The following is a 17391-nucleotide window of genomic DNA, read 5'->3' as shown; positions in this document are numbered from 1 at the left end:
TCACACCCGTTCCCATACCGAACACGGAAGTTAAGCTTCTCAGCGCCGATGGTAGTTGGGGCATGCGCCCCTGTGAGAGTAGGACGTTGCCAGGCTGTTATTTTATCGTTCCGCAGTAGCTCAGTGGTAGAGCTATCGGCTGTTAACCGATCGGTCGTAGGTTCGAGTCCTACCTGCGGAGCCATTTTTATTTCTAGCTATGCTTCCATAGCTCAGTAGGTAGAGCACTTCCATGGTAAGGAAGAGGTCAGCGGTTCGAGCCCGCTTGGAAGCTTACCTTTAATTAGAATAATAGGGCCCCTTGGTCAAGCGGTTAAGACACCGCCCTTTCACGGCGGTAACACGGGTTCGAATCCCGTAGGGGTCATCAAAGTTTTTTTACAATAGTGAAAATAACTTACTTTTATATGGAGGATTAGCTCAGCTGGGAGAGCATCTGCCTTACAAGCAGAGGGTCGGCGGTTCGATCCCGTCATCCTCCACCATAACATATTTCTTACTATTTGCCGGGGTAGCTCAATTGGTAGAGCAACTGACTTGTAATCAGTAGGTTGGGGGTTCAAGTCCTCTCGCCGGCACCATCTTTATTTTTTGAATGTGGAGGGGTAGCGAAGTGGCTAAACGCGGCGGACTGTAAATCCGCTCCCTCCGGGTTCGGCGGTTCGAATCCGTCCCCCTCCACCATTTATATTTTTAAAAAAGTCGGACACACTATAAGTAATAACATCTTTGGGCTATAGCCAAGCGGTAAGGCATCGCACTTTGACTGCGACATGCGTTGGTTCAAATCCAGCTAGCCCAGCCATTTTTCAAATGAGCCATTAGCTCAGTCGGTAGAGCATCTGACTTTTAATCAGAGGGTCGAAGGTTCGAGTCCTTCATGGCTCATTGTTTTTACAAAGAAAAATCAACACGCGGAAGTAGTTCAGTGGTAGAACATCACCTTGCCAAGGTGGGGGTCGCGGGTTCGAATCCCGTCTTCCGCTCCAATGGGGTCTTAGCTCAGCTGGGAGAGCGCCTGCTTTGCACGCAGGAGGTCAGGGGTTCGATCCCCCTAGACTCCACCATCACACTACATATTTAGCCTTAAATCATGTAAATGATTTAAGGCTTTTTTTGTTTTTTAATATAACTTCACTAATGAAAATTAGCAGCCCATCCTCCTGCGCCTACTTTTGTGAAATCTATTTCAAACTCCAGAATATTTTAACAATAACGCATATATATACAGAATTTTGTCGAGTTGAGTCATCGTTATGAAACCGGTTAAAATAGGATTATATTAGGCAAGGGGGAGAGAATTGAGATGACGAGAAAACTATCAATTATTGGAATGCCAATGGATTTAGGACAAATGAGACGAGGCGTGGACATGGGACCAAGTGCCATTCGGTATGCGGGGATAAATGAGCGCTTGAAGCCTCTATTTGATGATATTCACGACATGGGAGATATTCCAATTGGCAGACCAGAAGTAGTCGTAGATAGAGAATCAAATCTAAGAAACTTAGACCTAGTTGCAGAGAAAAGTGCATTGCTTGCTGAAAAATTAGATGAAGTCATTCAATCCGGATCATTTCCACTTGTATTAGGAGGAGACCATAGCATCGCAATCGGTACACTTGCTGGTGTTTCCAAGCATTTTAAAAATCTTGGTGTTATCTGGTATGATGCTCATGGAGATTTAAATACAGCAGAGACTAGTCCATCAGGTAATATTCATGGGATGCCGCTAGCAGTAAGCATTGGCTTAGGTCATCCATTATTGACCCAAATCGGTGGCTACACTCCTAAAGTCAAACCAGAGAATATTGTCATAATTGGTGCGAGATCACTAGATGATGGGGAGAAAGCATTAATTAAAGAGAAGGGAATAAAAGTTTACACCATGCATGAAATTGATCGATTAGGTATGGCCAAAGTAATGGAGGAGACCATTGCCTTTTTAAAAGAAAAAACGGATGGTGTTCATTTGTCGCTTGATTTAGACGGCTTAGACCCAAGTGATGCTCCAGGAGTGGGGACACCTGTTATTGGCGGAATCAGCTACCGTGAGAGTCATTTGGCAATGGAAATGTTAGAAGAAGCTGGAATTATTACCTCGGCGGAATTTGTGGAAGTAAACCCTATCCTAGATGAAAAAAATAAAACAGCCATTTGTGCCGTTGAATTAATGGGTTCATTATTTGGTGAAAAACTACTATAAATAAAGAGCAGCTGCATTCAGAGATATGCAGCTGCCTCTATTTATTGATTAATAATAAATGATATTTGTTAAGTAAACAGTCAAGCTTCTTGCTAGCCTCAATAACTTTATAATTCGACAGGGACGTCTCACCTGCTAAACGAACCATATCATTACGCTGTGTTTCAATTTCTTCTAGTAAATTGCGGAATAGTATAGACATCTTCCCACCTCTTTTAATATGCTTATTATCTTTTTCCCCTGCCAAAAAATCTTTAAACATATTTAGTTCCATAATAGTAAATTTTTGTTAATATTAAAGGTATTAAGAAGTTTTTCATTAAAAATTGAAACCTTTTTAGTTAGCGTTTCGTATATCGTATAGCGACATTGGAGCTGAGGAAACTTAATGGATAAAATAGTGAAAAAACGAATAAAGCAGGTTCTCAAAGGTGATCAAGAAGCCTATGGAGAGATCGTAGAAATCTATAAAAACAGTGTCTACCAACTATGCTATCGAATGCTTGGAAATCGTCATGAAGCAGAGGATATTGCTCAAGAGGCATTTATCCGTGCCTATGTGAATATTAAATCTTTCAACCAAGATTTAAAATTTTCAACATGGCTCTTTCGGATTGCTACTAACCTATGTATTGACCGGATGCGTAAGAAGAAACCTGATTATTATTTAGATGCAGAAGTAGCTGGAACAGAAGGATTAACTATGTATTCCCACATCACTTCTGATACCCCGCTGCCGGAGACAGAGGTAGAAAGTCAGGAACTGCAGGAGACCGTTCACAAAGAAATACAAATGCTGCCTGAAAAATACCGCTCTGCGATTATCCTTAAATATATTGAAGATTTATCTTTAAATGAAATAAGTGAAATTCTTGACCTCCCGCTTGGTACGGTTAAAACGAGAATTCATCGCGGCCGTGAAGCATTAAGGCAGAAATTACGATATGTATAAAGAGGTGAGACCATAAATGTGTCCAGAACAGATCATCGAACTCATGCACGAATATTTGGATGAAGAACTAGACTTGGAAAAAGAACAAATCCTAAGAGATCACCTCAAAAGTTGTCATGATTGTGAAATTATCTTTAATGAATTGAAAAAAACAGTGGCATTTGTTCAAAATATTTCACATTTGCAGGCACCGCAGGATTTTACCGCTAATGTGCTGGCCCGGCTGCCAAAGGAAAAGAAAAAGGTGTGGATGCAAAGATGGTTTACCAATCATCCAATGCTTACAGCAGCCTCTGTTTTTATCATTTTGATGATGGGAAGCGTGTTTTCAACCTGGAGCCAGGATCGAGATTTTTCTGTTTCAAATCAAAAGAATTTAGTGGTGAAAAATCATACAGTCATTATCCCAAAGGGGGAAACGGTTAAAGGAGATGTCGTGGTCCACAATGGGAATGTGCGCATTGAAGGCGAAGTTCAGGGCGATGTAACAGTCATAAATGGAGAAAAGTATTTAGCTTCAGCTGGTCATGTAACAGGGCAGATAGAAGAAGTAAATGAAGTTTTCGAATGGATTTGGTATCATATGAAAAAAACAACTCAAGATGTCCTTCATATCTTTGGATAGACGGTTATGAAAAAAACAAATCACTCCAAGGCGGGTGATTTGTTTTTTTTCATTACATACGTATACTAAGTTGTATGGTGGATTTATGTTATAATAAATAAGTTGTATGAATTATATGTTTCTAGAAGTTACGGAGGAAGAAACAATGCAGTTTGCAGATCTTAGTATATGGAAGTATCTAGCTAGTATTGTTGATATTGCCCTCGTATGGTACGTCATTTACAAACTGATCAATGTGATAAAAGGCACAAAGGCCGTTCAATTATTAAAGGGAATTCTTGTGATCCTTCTTGTCAGGGTGGTCGGTGAGTGGCTAGGCTTAACAACTCTTAGCTGGATGATGCAACAAGCCATAAATTGGGGATTCCTTGCAATTATCATTATCTTTCAGCCAGAGCTTAGAAGAGCACTTGAACAATTAGGGCGAGGCCGTTTCTTCTCTCGGAGCAGTACCCAGGATGATGATAATCAGGAAAAAACAGTTGAAGCCATTATAAAGGCAACTGATTATATGGCAAAACGCCGGATTGGGGCGTTAATTTCGATTGAAAGAGAAACAGGCATGAGTGATTACATAGAAACAGGTATACGATTAAATTCCAATATCTCTTCAGAATTACTCATTAATATTTTTATTCCTAATACACCGCTTCACGATGGGGCAGTCATAATCCAAAAAAATAATGTTTCAGCAGCAGCATGCTATCTCCCTTTATCGGAAAGTCCATTTATTTCCAAAGAGCTTGGCACAAGACATCGTGCTGCCTTGGGGATAAGTGAGGTCACCGATAGCTTAACCGTTATTGTTTCAGAAGAAACAGGGAATATTTCGCTAACAAAAAATGGTGAACTTCATCGTGATTTAAAATTGGAGGAATTAAAAGAATTACTTACTAGTGAATTGGTGATTCAGACTAAAACAAAGCAGGCATCTTCAGCTCGTTGGAACTGGAGGGGGAAACAAAATGGATAAACTGATGGATAATCCGTGGTTTATAAAAATACTTGCCTTGTTATTGGCTGTACTATTATATTCCTCTGTGCCGAGTACTAGTAAAAAGTTAACAGATGTCAACGTTCCTGGTGAACAAACAACCGAAACCATAAATGATATACCGGTAAAGGTTTATTATGATACCGAGAACTTGGTTGTATCTGGTATCCCAAATACGGTAGATATTACACTAAAAGGCCCAATCACACATGTCCAATCAGCAAAAGCATTAAGAAATTTTGAAGTATATGTGGATTTAACCAATGCTGAGATTGGCAAACAGAAAGTAAAGCTTAAAATAAGAAATTTATCAGATAAAGTAACGGCAACCTTGAAACCGGCAAGTGTAAATGTAACCGTACAAGAAAAGATTACAAAGGAATTTAAGGTAGAGGCCGAATTTAACACTAATCATGTAGAAGATGGCTATTCAGCAGGAACACCTGAGGTTAAGCCAAATAAAGTAAAAATTACCGGCGCTAAAAGTGATATTGACCGTATTTCTTATGTCAAGGCAACACTTGAGAGTAATGATAATCTAAAGGAAACCATTTCTAAAGAAGCACCCATACAGGTTCTTGATAAAGATTTTAATAAGTTAAATGTATCGGTTGATCCAGAGACCGTTAACGTCACTGTTCCGATTAAAAGTAACAGTAAAACTGTTCCAATCAATATCGTTCAAAAAGGAACGGCCCCTACAGGTGTTACAATTGAATCAATCACATTGGATGAAAAAGAGGCCAAAATTACTGGAAGTAAGGAAGTTCTTGATAAAACTGAAAATGTCCGAGTGGAAGTGGATATTAGTAAAATTACCGATAATACAACTCTGACATTACCAGTTATAATCTCAGACGGTATTACAAAGGTGACTCCTCAGCTTGTCAAAGCAACCGTGGTAGTTAATAAAGCCGAGGTGCAAGCAGAGCAAGCAGAACAAGCAGAACAAGAAAAAACAGTTTCTAGTGTCCCTCTCAAAATTCAAGGGCTAGGTGATAATTTAACAGCAGAAGTAAATGATCCTACAAGTGAGACGATTAATTTAGTCGTTAACGGCCCAAGTGATTCTGTTACGGGGCTAGCTCCTGATGATTTTTCTGCCGTGATTGACCTATCTGGACTAACAGAGGGTACTCATGATGTTAAAATTCAAGTCACAGGTCCGACAGATGTGAAGTGGACAACTAATCAAGCAACCGCAAAAATAACCATAACTAATAATGCTTAATATCTAGCAATACACATGTTGAAGGAGAGATTTTTTAAAATGGGTAAATATTTCGGTACCGATGGGGTACGTGGAGTAGCAAACAGCGAATTAACACCGGAAATGGCCTTTAAGTTGGGGCGCTTTGGCGGTTATGTTTTAACAAAGGATAAAGATCGCCCGAAAATACTTATAGGTCGTGATACACGTGTTTCTGGTCATATGTTAGAGGGAGCACTTGTAGCAGGGTTACTTTCCATTGGCGCAGAGGTCATGCGTTTAGGCGTGATCTCCACTCCAGGGGTTGCCTATCTAACTAAAGCGTTAGGGGCTCAAGCAGGTGTAATGATTTCTGCTTCCCATAATCCGGTTGAAGATAATGGAATTAAATTCTTTGGTCCTGATGGTTTTAAGCTATCAGATGAACAGGAATTAGAAATAGAGAATTACATTGATTTACCGGAAGATCAACTGCCACGTCCAACAGGAGCTGATTTAGGCCAGGTAATGGATTATTTTGAGGGCGGTCAAAAGTACCTTCAATATTTGAAAAATACAGTAGATGAAGACTTCTCCGGCATTCATATTGCCTTGGATTGTGCACACGGAGCTACTTCTGCCCTAGCAAGTCATTTATTTGCCGACCTTGATGCAGACCTATCCACCATGGGGGCTTCACCTAATGGATTAAATATTAATGCCGGTGTTGGCTCCACCCATCCAGAAGCACTGGCAGCACTTGTGAAAGAAAAAGGAGCAGACGTGGGTCTGTCCTTTGACGGAGATGGCGATAGGCTTATTGCTATTGACGAGAAAGGGAATATCGTCGATGGGGATCAGATCATGTACATTTGTGGTAAGTACATGAAAGAGCAAGGTCGCTTAAAACATGGGACTATCGTTTCAACCGTCATGAGCAACCTTGGATTTTATAAAGCTCTTGAAACACACGGAATTCATAGTGTCTTAACGGCAGTAGGGGACCGGTATGTGGTAGAAGAGATGAAGACCAATGGTTTTAACCTTGGCGGTGAACAGTCAGGACACATCATTTTCTTGGATTACAATACAACCGGTGATGGATTGTTATCAGGATTACAGTTAGTTAATATTATGAAGGTAACAGGAAAGCCTTTATCAGAGTTAGCCGGTGAAATGAAAAAGTATCCGCAAAAACTTGTCAATGTCCGGGTAATTGATAAAAACCATGTGACGGATAACGAGAAAGTAAAAGAAGTGATTGAACAAGTGGAAACTGAAATGGCTGGTAACGGACGAATCCTTGTCCGTCCAAGTGGAACTGAACCGCTTGTACGTGTAATGGCAGAGGCCGCAACTGAAGAACTTTGTGATTCCTTTGTGAGCCGTATTGTCAATGTAGTGAAATCCGAAATGGAATTAAAGGAATAGTCTTTCTTATATGCATAAGGGAACGGTTTATCTCCCTTATGCATATTTTATATGGAGTAGTTATTAAATAAGAATTAAAGTATTAGGTTTTTAGTTGACGAACCTCTGACAATTGATGTAAGATGAATGTGCTTCGTTTCTTATAGCGAATCTTTGGAAGGAGGATAGAGGTTGACATTGGAATTTAAAAGCGCCTGAACTAATCAAAGAGAGTTGATTAGTTGACGAGGAGGAGGTTTATCGAAAGTTTCGGCGGATACCTCCCGGTTGCGTGCACAACCGAAAAATTCTTCTTTAAAACACAGAGGCAACTCTGTGCACAAAGGGGAGAATATGCGCATACTAACTGTAATGTGTAAAAGGTATAGACAGATACCTAATCAAAAACAGAGATAAGGGGGCAAGTTTCGCCCCTAAAAGCATTCTTGCCCCCTATATCTAGGGAGGAATAAGAAAATGTGTGGAATTGTTGGCTATATTGGAAATAATGATTCGAAAGAAATCCTGTTAAAAGGTTTAGAAAAGCTTGAATATAGAGGATATGACTCAGCTGGTATTGCTGTAAAAAATGAGAACGGAATTCATGTTTTTAAAGAAAAAGGCCGCATTGCGGATTTACGTGAAATTGTCGATAAGGATGTAAAAGGGAATATGGGAATTGGCCATACACGCTGGGCGACACATGGTGTACCAAGCAAAGTGAATTCTCACCCACATCAGAGCGCATCAGGTCGCTTTACGCTTGTGCATAATGGTGTTATCGAGAACTATGACCTTTTAAAACGTGAATATTTAACAAATGTTACTTTTAGAAGTGAAACGGACACGGAAGTCGTTGTTCAGCTAATTGAGTTATTTGTTAATGAAGGATTAGAAGTTATCGATGCATTCCGTAAGACATTAGCTCTTTTGCACGGTTCATATGCGATTGCACTTTTAGATGAACAAAACAATGAGACCATCTTTGTTGCTAAAAATAAAAGCCCATTACTAGTTGGGCTTGGGGATGGCTTTAATGTGGTAGCAAGTGATGCCATGGCCATGCTTCAAGTCACAAATCAATATCTTGAATTAATGGATAAGGAAATTGTGCTTGTTACTAAAGATGAAGTAACCATTCAAAATTTAAATGGTGATGTCATCAGCCGCAAGCCGTATACTGCTGAACTCGATGCAAGTGATATTGAAAAGGGTACGTACCCGCATTACATGTTAAAAGAGATCGATGAACAGCCGCTTGTTATGCGTAAGATCATTCAAACGTATCAAAATGAGCAAGGTGAATTAACGATTGACGCTGAGATTATTAGCGCGATGAATGATACCGATCGCGTGTATATTATTGCGGCGGGTACTTCTTATCATGCGGGTCTTGTTGGTAAGCAATTCATTGAAAGTATTGCGAAAATTCCAGTTGAAGTTCATATTGCCAGTGAATTTGTGTACAATATGCCATTATTAACGAAGAAGCCATTATTTATCTTTATTTCACAAAGTGGAGAAACGGCTGACAGCCGTGCTGTGCTTGTCAAAGTAAAAGAAATGGGCTATCGTACTTTAACGATTACGAATGTCCCAGGTTCAACTTTGTCACGTGAAGCAGATTATACCCTTTTATTGCATGCAGGTCCTGAAATTGCTGTAGCCTCTTCAAAAGCCTATACGGCACAGCTGGCTGTGTTGGCTATTTTAGCGGAAGTAACAGCAAAAAGCCAAGGGATTCCAGTTTCATTTGACTTAATCCATGAGCTAGGTATCGTGGCAAACGCAATGGAAGTTCTTTGTGATTCTAAAGAGTTAATTGAGCATATTTCAAGAGAGTTTTTATCTGTTACACGCAATGCCTTCTTTATCGGTCGTGGAATCGATTATTATGTTGTTCTTGAAGGTGCGTTAAAGCTGAAGGAAATCTCTTATATTCAAGCAGAAGGTTTTGCCGGCGGGGAGTTAAAGCATGGTACCATTGCCTTAATTGAGGAAGGTACACCTGTTATTGCCCTTGCTACGCAAGAGAGTGTAAACCTAAGTATCCGCGGAAATGTAAAAGAAGTGGCAGCACGCGGAGCAAACCCATGCATTATTTCCATGAATGGATTAAATATGGATGAAGATAGTTTTGTCATCCCAGAAGTACATGAGTTATTAACACCGCTTATCTCTGTTATTCCAATGCAATTAATTGCTTATTACGCTGCTTTACACCGTGACTGTGATGTTGACAAACCACGTAACCTTGCAAAGTCTGTAACGGTTGAGTAATTGGCACTAGAGTGAAGTGACCCCCTTAAGTTGGACTAATAATCCAACTTGGGGGGTTTTTAGTTTGGTAAAAGTTCTTATTTACTCTCCATAACGGTTTTATTTTTTTCAATTAACATAATTAAGCCTGGAAGAAGGACCCCTCTAATTAGGAAGGTATCAAGTAATATCCCCACAGCCACAATAAATCCAAACACAAATAATAATTGAATGGGCTGGGTCATCAATACCGCAAAGGTTGCTGCAAGGATGACACCTGCAGAGGAGATAACCCCGCCCGTGCTAGCAACGGCAATCTCGACTGCCTCCTTAATACTATGAGTCTTTTGTTCTTCTTGGAATCTAGAGATTAGCATAATATTATAGTCAATCCCGAGAGCTACTAGGAAGACAAATGCATATAGGGGCACTCGGTCACTGACTGTACTAATATCAAAGAACAGACTGGTTAAAAAGATGCCTAAGCCAAGTGCGGCTAGAAATGAGATTAAGATGGTCCCCATCATATAAATAGGCATCTTAAACGAACGGGTTAAAATAATTAACATCGTAAATATTAAAAGGGTTTCTAATAGGACTATGATTATTACATCTCGATTATTTGTTGAGCGGTCATCCACTTTAGTAGCTGTTTCGCCAGCAAAATAAAGCTTTCCGTCAAGGCTGCTGTCTTTGGTTATTTTCCCTGCATCTTCGATAATCTTTTCCAGTGCATCGATGGTAGTAGTCGAATATGGATTTCCTTTAAATGTAAGACTGTAATTTATGACCTTTTGATCCGCTGTCTTCCCATTTATACGGACACTGCTAACTAGCGGCTGCTCGGAAAGGATACTTTGCAATTTGTTTTGCTGCTCTAATGTTAAGGTGTTTTTTGATTCAAAAAGGACAGTGGTTGGCGCAAGATTCCCTCTCTCAAACTTCTTCCCTAAGATTTCATACCCAAGACGCGATGGCATATCTTTAGGGAAGGACTTCATGGTGTCAAATTCATATTTGAGATTTAAGATATTACTTGCAGCTAATAGGAGAAATATACCGATAACAGCGACAGAAACACCTGGTTTTTTTGCAACCAAGCGGCCAACTTTACTCCAGAGCGAATGATGATTAACGGCTGCGTCTCCAACCTTTGGAACTTTAGGCCAGAAGGACTTTCTGCCAAAAAGGGTAAAGAGAGCAGGTACAAGTGTGATGGATGCCAGCATAATAATTAACATCGTGGTAGCAAAAGTAGGGGCAAAATTATGATAGTCGCCAGACTTTGCAAAAAATAACACAAGCATCGCGGCTAAAACTGTCCCCCCTGAAAAGAAAACGGGCATACCTGTTTCCCTCATAGCTTCTCTCATGGCTTCATACTTATTTTCATACGTTTTAAGCTCTTCACGGTAACGCGAAAAAACGAATAGCGAATAATCGATGACGGCAGCAAAGAGAAGAATGGACATAATGGAAACAGTTTGGCTGGTCATCACGAGTCCTGCTTTGCCCATCAATCCAAGCGTTTGGGAAACAACCTCATAAACAAACGCTGCCGCAAGAAGTGGAATGAGAGCTAAGAGCGGAGAACGGTAAATAACAATTAATAGAATGAGGATTAATCCAACTGTAGAGAAGATTAGGACCAAATCTGCCCGGGAGAATAGGTCAAGAGTATCTGTTGCGATCCCTGCAGGTCCTGTGACATATAGTTTTAATTTTGTTGTTTCTTTAGTAATTTCGGTAATTTTCGCGATTGACTTTTTAATATCCTTGGTTTCTAATGAGGAGTCAAAAGCCAATGGTATTAAAGCTGTCGATTGATCAGATGAGAAGAAGCCTGCTGTTGCTTGAGGCGGCAATGATGACAAAGATACAACTTGCTGAACGCCATTAATCTTGGCACTATGAACCTGGTCTAAGAGGTTTGTTAATTCTGTAAGGCTAACTTGATCATTAGGAGCTTGAAAGACTAAGATAGCAGGAATTCCATCACTATCCTTAAAATAATGATCCACTTTTTTTTGAGCAATAACAGATTTCGCGTCATCAGGAAGCGAAGCAATATTAGAAACCTCATAATCTCTTACACTTGGAGCAAATACGGCTAATAACATGGTAATAATGAGCCATGCAGATAGTGTAGTCCACATCCCCTTTTTGGTCGTTACACGGTCCGTAATACCTTGAATGAATGTTTTCATGTTAATCCCCTTTCTAATGCATATTGTTCAAAGTGACACTGATGTCACTTTGAGGGAAAATGACACCTTAACACCATCATTATGAGTTAAAGTGACAGTAGTGTCAATTATTCATTTCGTAACATTCCATGACGGATCATTTCTTTAATGGAGCTAATCCATTGAGAATGTGAAATTCCAAAGTGGTTTGGTATCATAATTGTTTGAAAAATAAATCCAAGTATTAACGGATCGGGCAGTGTCTCTTTTAACTTTAATTCTTGTCTGCCTAAGGAGATGAAACCTTGTAAATGGTCGTACATTTTCAAATGGAGCTTTTCGAGCTTTTCATTGTTTTCCTTGACCTTTTTATTTCCATTAACGGGAATACGGCGCCCCAGTTCAATCATAGGAGGAATGGTTGAATTTTTAAAAATGAGATTTATTAAAAATTCAAACTGTGCATCAAAGCCCTCTACCAGTTCAATTTCTTTTATTTCTGTAAGGAAATGCTCCATCTCATAAAGCATATAATCTGTAATTAATTCTTCTTTATTTTCGTAATACTTATAGATGGCTCCTCTCGAGATTTCCAGCTCTTCTGCCAGAGCACTAAACGAAAATCCCTCATAACCATGTGATAAAAGCATTTGTTTGGCAGCTTGAAATAAATCATCTGTTGAGAATTTACGTTCACGAGCCATATACTCACCTCATGGTTATTATAATCTATTTGGAGGTAAGGAAAAAACTAATTAAACGATTGATTAATTAAATTCGGGCTGTGAGAAAAATTTAATCAAACGTTTGTTTAAATCTGTTTGACATTATGGTGAACAGGATAAGTAAAACAAGTTAGAAGATTTATGAACCCTATATCTAAATATCAATGTTGTCAACATTCAACATGACAAATTGAAATTTTGTATCAATTGAACAGGGGCTGAAAACGCTTTATTCTATAAATAGAAAGAAAAACAAAATAATATGAGGGGGAAAAATCAATGAGTCAAGCGGTTAAAACAGATATAAATGTACCGAATGAACCAACAAAAGCTAACTCAGATGTAAAAGTTAAAATACAGAAGTTTGGTAGTTATTTGAGCGGGATGGTTATGCCGAATATTGGTGCCATTATTGCTTGGGGTCTAATTACTGCATTATTTATCCCAACTGGATGGATACCTAACAAGGATCTCGCTGCACTCGTAAGCCCAATGATTACTTACTTATTGCCATTATTAATCGGTTTTACCGGCGGTCGTATGGTGGGCGATATCCGTGGTGGGGTTGTCGGTGCAACAGCAACCATGGGGGTAATTGTCGGAACCGATATCCCAATGTTCTTAGGCGCAATGATTATGGGACCACTTGGCGGTTTTGTCATTAAAAAGTTTGATAAATTAATAGAAGGAAAAGTAAAATCTGGTTTTGAAATGTTAGTCAACAACTTTTCAGCAGGTATCCTTGGAGGCGCTTTAACACTAATAGCCTATAAAGGTGTTGGACCTGTTGTTGAAGCATTAAGCAAATTTTTAGCATCTGGAGTTCAATTTATCGTTGACCATAACATGCTGCCACTTGCTAACGTATTTATTGAACCAGCAAAAGTACTATTCTTAAATAACGCAATTAACCATGGTATTTTAAGCCCAATGGCTATTGAGCAGGCAACAAAAGCAGGGAAATCAATTTTATTTTTATTAGAAACAAACCCTGGTCCTGGGTTAGGGATTTTACTTGCTTATTGTTTATTTGGTAAAGGAACAGCAAAACAAACGGCACCAGGTGCAGTCATTATCCACTTCTTAGGCGGTATCCATGAAATTTACTTCCCATACATCTTAATGAAGCCAATGTTAATTTTTGCCGCAATGGCCGGTGGTGTAAGTGGAGTATTTACATTTAGCGTTCTTCATGCAGGACTTGTAGCTGCTCCATCACCTGGAAGTATCTTTGCGCTACTTGCGATGACACCAAAAGGCGGGTATTTTGCAACATTAGCGGGTGTAATCGTAGCAACAGCTGTGTCCTTCGCGGTTGCTTCCTTAATTCTAAAAACAAGTAAGGCAGCAGCAGAAGAAGAGGATTTATCCGCTGCAACAGCTAAGATGGAAGCCATGAAAGGGAAGAAAAGTTCAGTAAGTTCTGTTCTAACGGTTCAAGAAGAAATCAAAGCTGAAAATGTCAATAAAATTGTCTTTGCTTGTGACGCTGGAATGGGTTCAAGTGCTATGGGTGCATCGATTTTAAGAAATAAGGTGCAAAAAGCAGGTTTAGGTATAACGGTTACGAACACTGCCATTAATAATTTGCCTGCAGATGCTGATGTGGTTGTTACTCATAGGGATTTGACAGACCGAGCAAAAGCTAAATTACCTAATGCCAAACATATCTCAGTTGAAAACTTCTTAAACAGCCCCAAATATGATGAATTAGTCAATAGCTTGAAAAATTAAAAATGATTGGAGTCTAGGGTTTTCCTAGGCTTTTTTTTGTCCAGCTCCAGCGCCTAGCCCCTCGAGGTCACAGGCTTATCCAGTTGTGGCTCCTTGGGACTCAAGTCATAAGCCACCCCCTGAAGAAGGGCAAAGAACGCCTTCTTGCAGGGTGCGTCTTAGCCTAAAGTCCCAGAACAGTCGCCTCCACATTTAGATCAATCCGTCCAAAAGGTTAAAAGGTAACCTTTCGGCCGGCTTGTTTTGTGCTTGGCTACAGAAAACTAACGTTTTCTGTTCGCATTAAGGGAGACTAATCACTGGCTACGCTTTGCTTGCCATCGATAAATCTCCCTATATCGGGGCTGACCAAGGCGCTTGCGCTTTTCTTAGTTTAATAATGTCAACAATGCAGTGGACGAAATCATAAATAGCTTTCATTGTATAAGGTAATTGAAGGGTTTACAATGAAATTGTTAGAATCAAATTTTAATTTTGGCAACATTATAAGCGTGTTTCAGGTCTAGCTGAAGGAGGTTAATTATTGTATATTTCGGCGAGGGAAAGGCAAATCCTTGAAATCCTATTAAAGACCACAGAAGAAACAACCGTGAAAGACCTAGCAGATCAAACGGGTGTTAGCGGAAGAACGATTCACAGAGATTTAAAAAACGTAGAAGATATTCTTAACGAGTATAACCTGACATTGCAAAAAAAGTCAGGAGTCGGTGTTCAAATTTACGGTGAAAATAATAGGATCCGTGATTTGGAACTCTATTTGTTTAATCTGTCACATACAGAATATACGGCAGAGGAACGACAAACGATTATGCTATGTGAATTATTAGAAACAAATGAGCCTGTAAAGCTTCTAACCCTTGCTTCAGACTTAAATGTTACGATTGCAACCGTTAGCTCTGATCTAACAAAACTAGAAGAGAGGCTAAAGACCTTCGGATTAGATTTGATCCGCAGAAGAGGTTACGGTGTTGAAATTGAGGGGGAAGAAAGCGCAAAAAGGAGGGCAATGAGCTTTCTAATTTCAGAGTACCTTGATGAATCGGAGCTTCTTTCCTTAACACGAGATAATATCCAAATGAGATCAACCCAGCACATTCATACGATTTCTGAAAGACTAATGGGCTTGGTAGAAAAAAAGAAACTGGTTATTGTTGAAACAATTGTCAATTCCATTGTGCAGGAACTTCCATTTTCAATGGCCGACAGCGCGTATATTGGTCTAGTGGTGCATTTAACATTGGCAGTGGAACGAATCCAAAAAGGCGAAGGGATTAAAATTAATCTCTCCTATTTAGAGGATCAAAAGATGACCAAGGAATATAAATTTGCGGAAAGAATCGTTTCACAATTAGAGCAGGTTTTCCAAATTAGCATTCCGGAGGCAGAAATTGCCTATATTACGATGCATTTAAGGGGAGCGAAACTGCGGCATGAAAATGAGCATCTAATAGAGGATGCCAGTCTGCAGGTGGCAATGAAAACCAAAAAGCTAATCGAAACAGTTGGAAAGCTTGTGGGTATGAATCTCTCAACTCATCCCTCTTTATTTGAAGGACTCATGGTTCACTTAAAGCCGGCAATCTATCGAATAAAAGAAAAGATGGGCATAAGCAATCCTTTGTTAGAAAAGATTAAAACGGATTATGCCGATTTATTTGCACTTGTGAAACAAGCCGTTCATCAAGTATTTCCTGAGTTTTTTGTTCCAGATGAAGAAATAGGATATTTAGTGATGCATTTCGGGGCAGCGATGATGGGCGGAAAAGACCTAGCAGGCTTTAAGACATTAGTGGTTTGTTCTAGTGGAATTGGCACCTCAAAAATGCTGGCAACTAGATTACAAAAGGAATTTCCTGAGCTAAAGCACATTCAAAATGTGTCGGTTATGGAATTCCAAAGAATGAATAAAGAAGAATATCAACTAGTGATATCAACCCTTCCCATTCCAGATTATGAATCGGATTATATTCTTGTAAATCCCTTTTTAAATAAGGAAGAAATTGAAAAAATCCGTTCTTATATTAATGAGTTCAAAATGGTCAATAGTTCAGAAAAACAACTTCCTGTCTCATTGACGAGTAATCATCAGAGGCATTCCTCTCAGTTGATTGACGAAATGAGAAGGATAAAGGAGTACGCAGCTACTATTGCCGCTATTCTTGAAGGATTTCGTTTAATTGAAGTAAATGGTTATCAAACGGTTAATCAGTTATTAACAGATGCTTGTCAAAGGCTGTTAAAGCAGGAAACGATAAATGATGTGGACAGAGTGGTGAAAGCCATCCTTGAACGGGAGTGCTTGGGCGGAATTGGTATACCTGAAACAGCCATGGCCTTATACCATGCCCGCTCGCCATATATCGTACAGCCAAGTTTTATGATTATGTCTCTTGATGCTCCCTTAACAGTTGTTGGGATGGATGATCATCAGATGGGGATGAAATACCTCCTCTTACTATTATCGCCTGCAGATGCTTCGGAGCAAGCTTTAGAAATCTTAAGTTTTTTAAGTTCATTGTTAATAGAAAGTGAAGAAAATATCGCGGCGTTTCAATCGAATGATGAGGCGAAAATTTTAGACCTATTAACCAAAAGATTTGATCAATATTTCAAACAAAAAATAACAGAATTATGGAGTGTATAGAGATGGAGAAAACTATTTTTAACAAAGAAAATATTCAATTAAATGTATCTATTGGTACGAAAGAGGAAGCAATTAGATTGACTGGTGGAATTTTGGTCAAAGAAGGCTATGTAGACCCCAACTATATTGAAAAAATGCTTGAGAGAGAACGATTAACTTCGACTTATATGGGTAATTTTGTTGCAATTCCGCATGGCACAGAGGACTCGAAGCCATTCGTAAAGGAGTCTGGCATATCATTTGTTCAAGTACCACAAGGTGTGGACTTTGGGGCTGGAAATATGGTGAAGCTGCTAATTGGTATTGCTGGAAAAGATAATGAACATCTAGATATTCTATCTAAGATTGCCATTGTGTGCTCGGAAGAAGAAAACATCGACAAACTTGTTACCGCACAATCAGCCGAAGAGATTTTAGCCATTTTCGAAGAAGTGAACTAATCGCAATGTCATTTTATTAAGAGACAG

General features: G+C 39.4%; 13 protein-coding genes, 10 tRNA genes and 1 rRNA gene. 21 read left to right on the top strand and 3 right to left on the bottom strand.

Annotation, left to right across the window (positions count from 1 at the left end; genetic code table 11):
- The 12 genes from rrf to rocF form a co-directional block, all read left to right on the top strand.
- Window positions 1-95 (top strand): 5S ribosomal RNA (gene rrf, locus JOC76_RS25255); the annotation flags it as partial.
- A 14-nt stretch (window positions 96-109) separates the two neighbouring features.
- Window positions 110-184 (top strand) — tRNA-Asn (locus JOC76_RS25250).
- A 17-nt stretch (window positions 185-201) separates the two neighbouring features.
- Window positions 202-274, top strand: a tRNA-Thr gene (locus tag JOC76_RS25245).
- A gap of 21 nt (window positions 275-295) precedes the next feature.
- Window positions 296-367, top strand: a tRNA-Glu gene (locus JOC76_RS25240).
- A gap of 42 nt (window positions 368-409) precedes the next feature.
- Window positions 410-485 (top strand) — tRNA-Val (locus JOC76_RS25235).
- Window positions 486-505: 20 nt separating this feature from the next.
- A tRNA-Thr gene (locus JOC76_RS25230) sits at window positions 506-581 on the top strand.
- An 18-nt stretch (window positions 582-599) separates the two neighbouring features.
- Window positions 600-684: transfer RNA gene (locus JOC76_RS25225), tRNA-Tyr, on the top strand.
- Window positions 685-730: 46 nt separating this feature from the next.
- Window positions 731-805, top strand: a tRNA-Gln gene (locus JOC76_RS25220).
- Between the two features lie 10 nt (window positions 806-815).
- Window positions 816-888, top strand: a tRNA-Lys gene (locus JOC76_RS25215).
- Between the two features lie 26 nt (window positions 889-914).
- A tRNA-Gly gene (locus JOC76_RS25210) sits at window positions 915-989 on the top strand.
- A 2-nt stretch (window positions 990-991) separates the two neighbouring features.
- Window positions 992-1067: transfer RNA gene (locus tag JOC76_RS25205), tRNA-Ala, on the top strand.
- Between the two features lie 239 nt (window positions 1068-1306).
- Window positions 1307-2206: an arginase gene (gene rocF, locus JOC76_RS25200; RefSeq protein WP_205181571.1), complete on the top strand. Its 900-nt coding sequence runs from the start codon at window positions 1307-1309 to the stop codon at window positions 2204-2206.
- A 37-nt stretch (window positions 2207-2243) separates the two neighbouring features.
- On the opposite strand, the gene JOC76_RS25195 is transcribed toward rocF, so the two are convergent.
- Entirely contained in the window at window positions 2244-2408 is a 165-nt protein-coding gene (locus tag JOC76_RS25195; RefSeq protein WP_205181570.1) for an aspartyl-phosphate phosphatase Spo0E family protein, read from the bottom strand.
- Window positions 2409-2594: 186 nt separating this feature from the next.
- On the opposite strand from JOC76_RS25195, the gene sigW reads away from it, so the two are divergent.
- The 6 genes from sigW to glmS all read left to right on the top strand — a co-directional run bounded on the left by sigW (window position 2595) and on the right by glmS (window position 9656).
- On the top strand, window positions 2595-3158 hold the full coding sequence (gene sigW / locus JOC76_RS25190; RefSeq protein ID WP_205181569.1) for an RNA polymerase sigma factor SigW: 564 nt from the start codon (window positions 2595-2597) through the stop codon (window positions 3156-3158).
- 16 nt (window positions 3159-3174) lie between these two features.
- Entirely contained in the window at window positions 3175-3783 is a 609-nt protein-coding gene (locus tag JOC76_RS25185; RefSeq protein WP_205181568.1) for an anti-sigma factor family protein, read from the top strand.
- A gap of 145 nt (window positions 3784-3928) precedes the next feature.
- The gene (gene cdaA, locus JOC76_RS25180; RefSeq protein WP_205181567.1) at window positions 3929-4756 is read left to right on the top strand and encodes a diadenylate cyclase CdaA; all 828 of its coding nucleotides are present in this window, start codon (window positions 3929-3931) and stop codon (window positions 4754-4756) included.
- Window positions 4749-6008, top strand: a complete 1260-nt coding sequence (locus JOC76_RS25175; protein WP_205181566.1) for a CdaR family protein — start codon at window positions 4749-4751, stop codon at window positions 6006-6008. The genes cdaA and JOC76_RS25175 overlap by 8 nt, the downstream gene beginning before the upstream one ends.
- A 39-nt stretch (window positions 6009-6047) precedes the next feature.
- Entirely contained in the window at window positions 6048-7397 is a 1350-nt protein-coding gene (glmM, locus tag JOC76_RS25170; protein ID WP_205181565.1) for a phosphoglucosamine mutase, read from the top strand.
- Window positions 7398-7853: 456 nt separating this feature from the next.
- Window positions 7854-9656 carry a glutamine--fructose-6-phosphate transaminase (isomerizing) gene (gene glmS, locus JOC76_RS25165; RefSeq protein ID WP_205181564.1) on the top strand — a complete coding sequence of 601 codons (1803 nt, stop codon included), beginning with the start codon at window positions 7854-7856 and terminating at the stop codon, window positions 9654-9656.
- 77 nt (window positions 9657-9733) lie between these two features.
- On the opposite strand, the gene JOC76_RS25160 is transcribed toward glmS, so the two are convergent.
- Window positions 9734-11842 carry an MMPL family transporter gene (locus JOC76_RS25160; RefSeq protein ID WP_205181563.1) on the bottom strand — a complete coding sequence of 703 codons (2109 nt, stop codon included), beginning with the start codon at window positions 11840-11842 and terminating at the stop codon, window positions 9734-9736.
- Window positions 11843-11949: 107 nt separating this feature from the next.
- Window positions 11950-12525, bottom strand: coding sequence for a TetR/AcrR family transcriptional regulator (locus JOC76_RS25155; protein WP_205181562.1), 576 nt, complete (start codon window positions 12523-12525; stop codon window positions 11950-11952).
- A 300-nt stretch (window positions 12526-12825) separates the two neighbouring features.
- On the opposite strand from JOC76_RS25155, the gene JOC76_RS25150 reads away from it, so the two are divergent.
- From JOC76_RS25150 to JOC76_RS25140, 3 genes are all read left to right on the top strand, one after another.
- Window positions 12826-14280, top strand: a complete 1455-nt coding sequence (locus tag JOC76_RS25150; RefSeq protein WP_275591413.1) for a PTS mannitol transporter subunit IIBC — start codon at window positions 12826-12828, stop codon at window positions 14278-14280.
- A gap of 523 nt (window positions 14281-14803) precedes the next feature.
- A complete protein-coding gene (locus JOC76_RS25145; RefSeq protein ID WP_205181561.1) occupies window positions 14804-16924 on the top strand; it encodes a BglG family transcription antiterminator in 2121 nt (706 codons plus the stop codon).
- 2 nt (window positions 16925-16926) lie between these two features.
- Window positions 16927-17364 (top strand): PTS mannitol transporter subunit IIA, encoded by a 438-nt coding sequence (locus tag JOC76_RS25140; protein ID WP_205181560.1) that lies wholly within the window; start codon window positions 16927-16929, stop codon window positions 17362-17364.
- The last annotated feature ends 27 nt before the right edge of the window (window positions 17365-17391 follow it).

This window comes from Neobacillus cucumis (assembly GCF_016908975.1).
Classification (GTDB): domain Bacteria; phylum Bacillota; class Bacilli; order Bacillales; family Cytobacillaceae; genus Neobacillus; species Neobacillus cucumis.
This window is presented reverse-complemented; position numbering and strand designations above follow the sequence as displayed.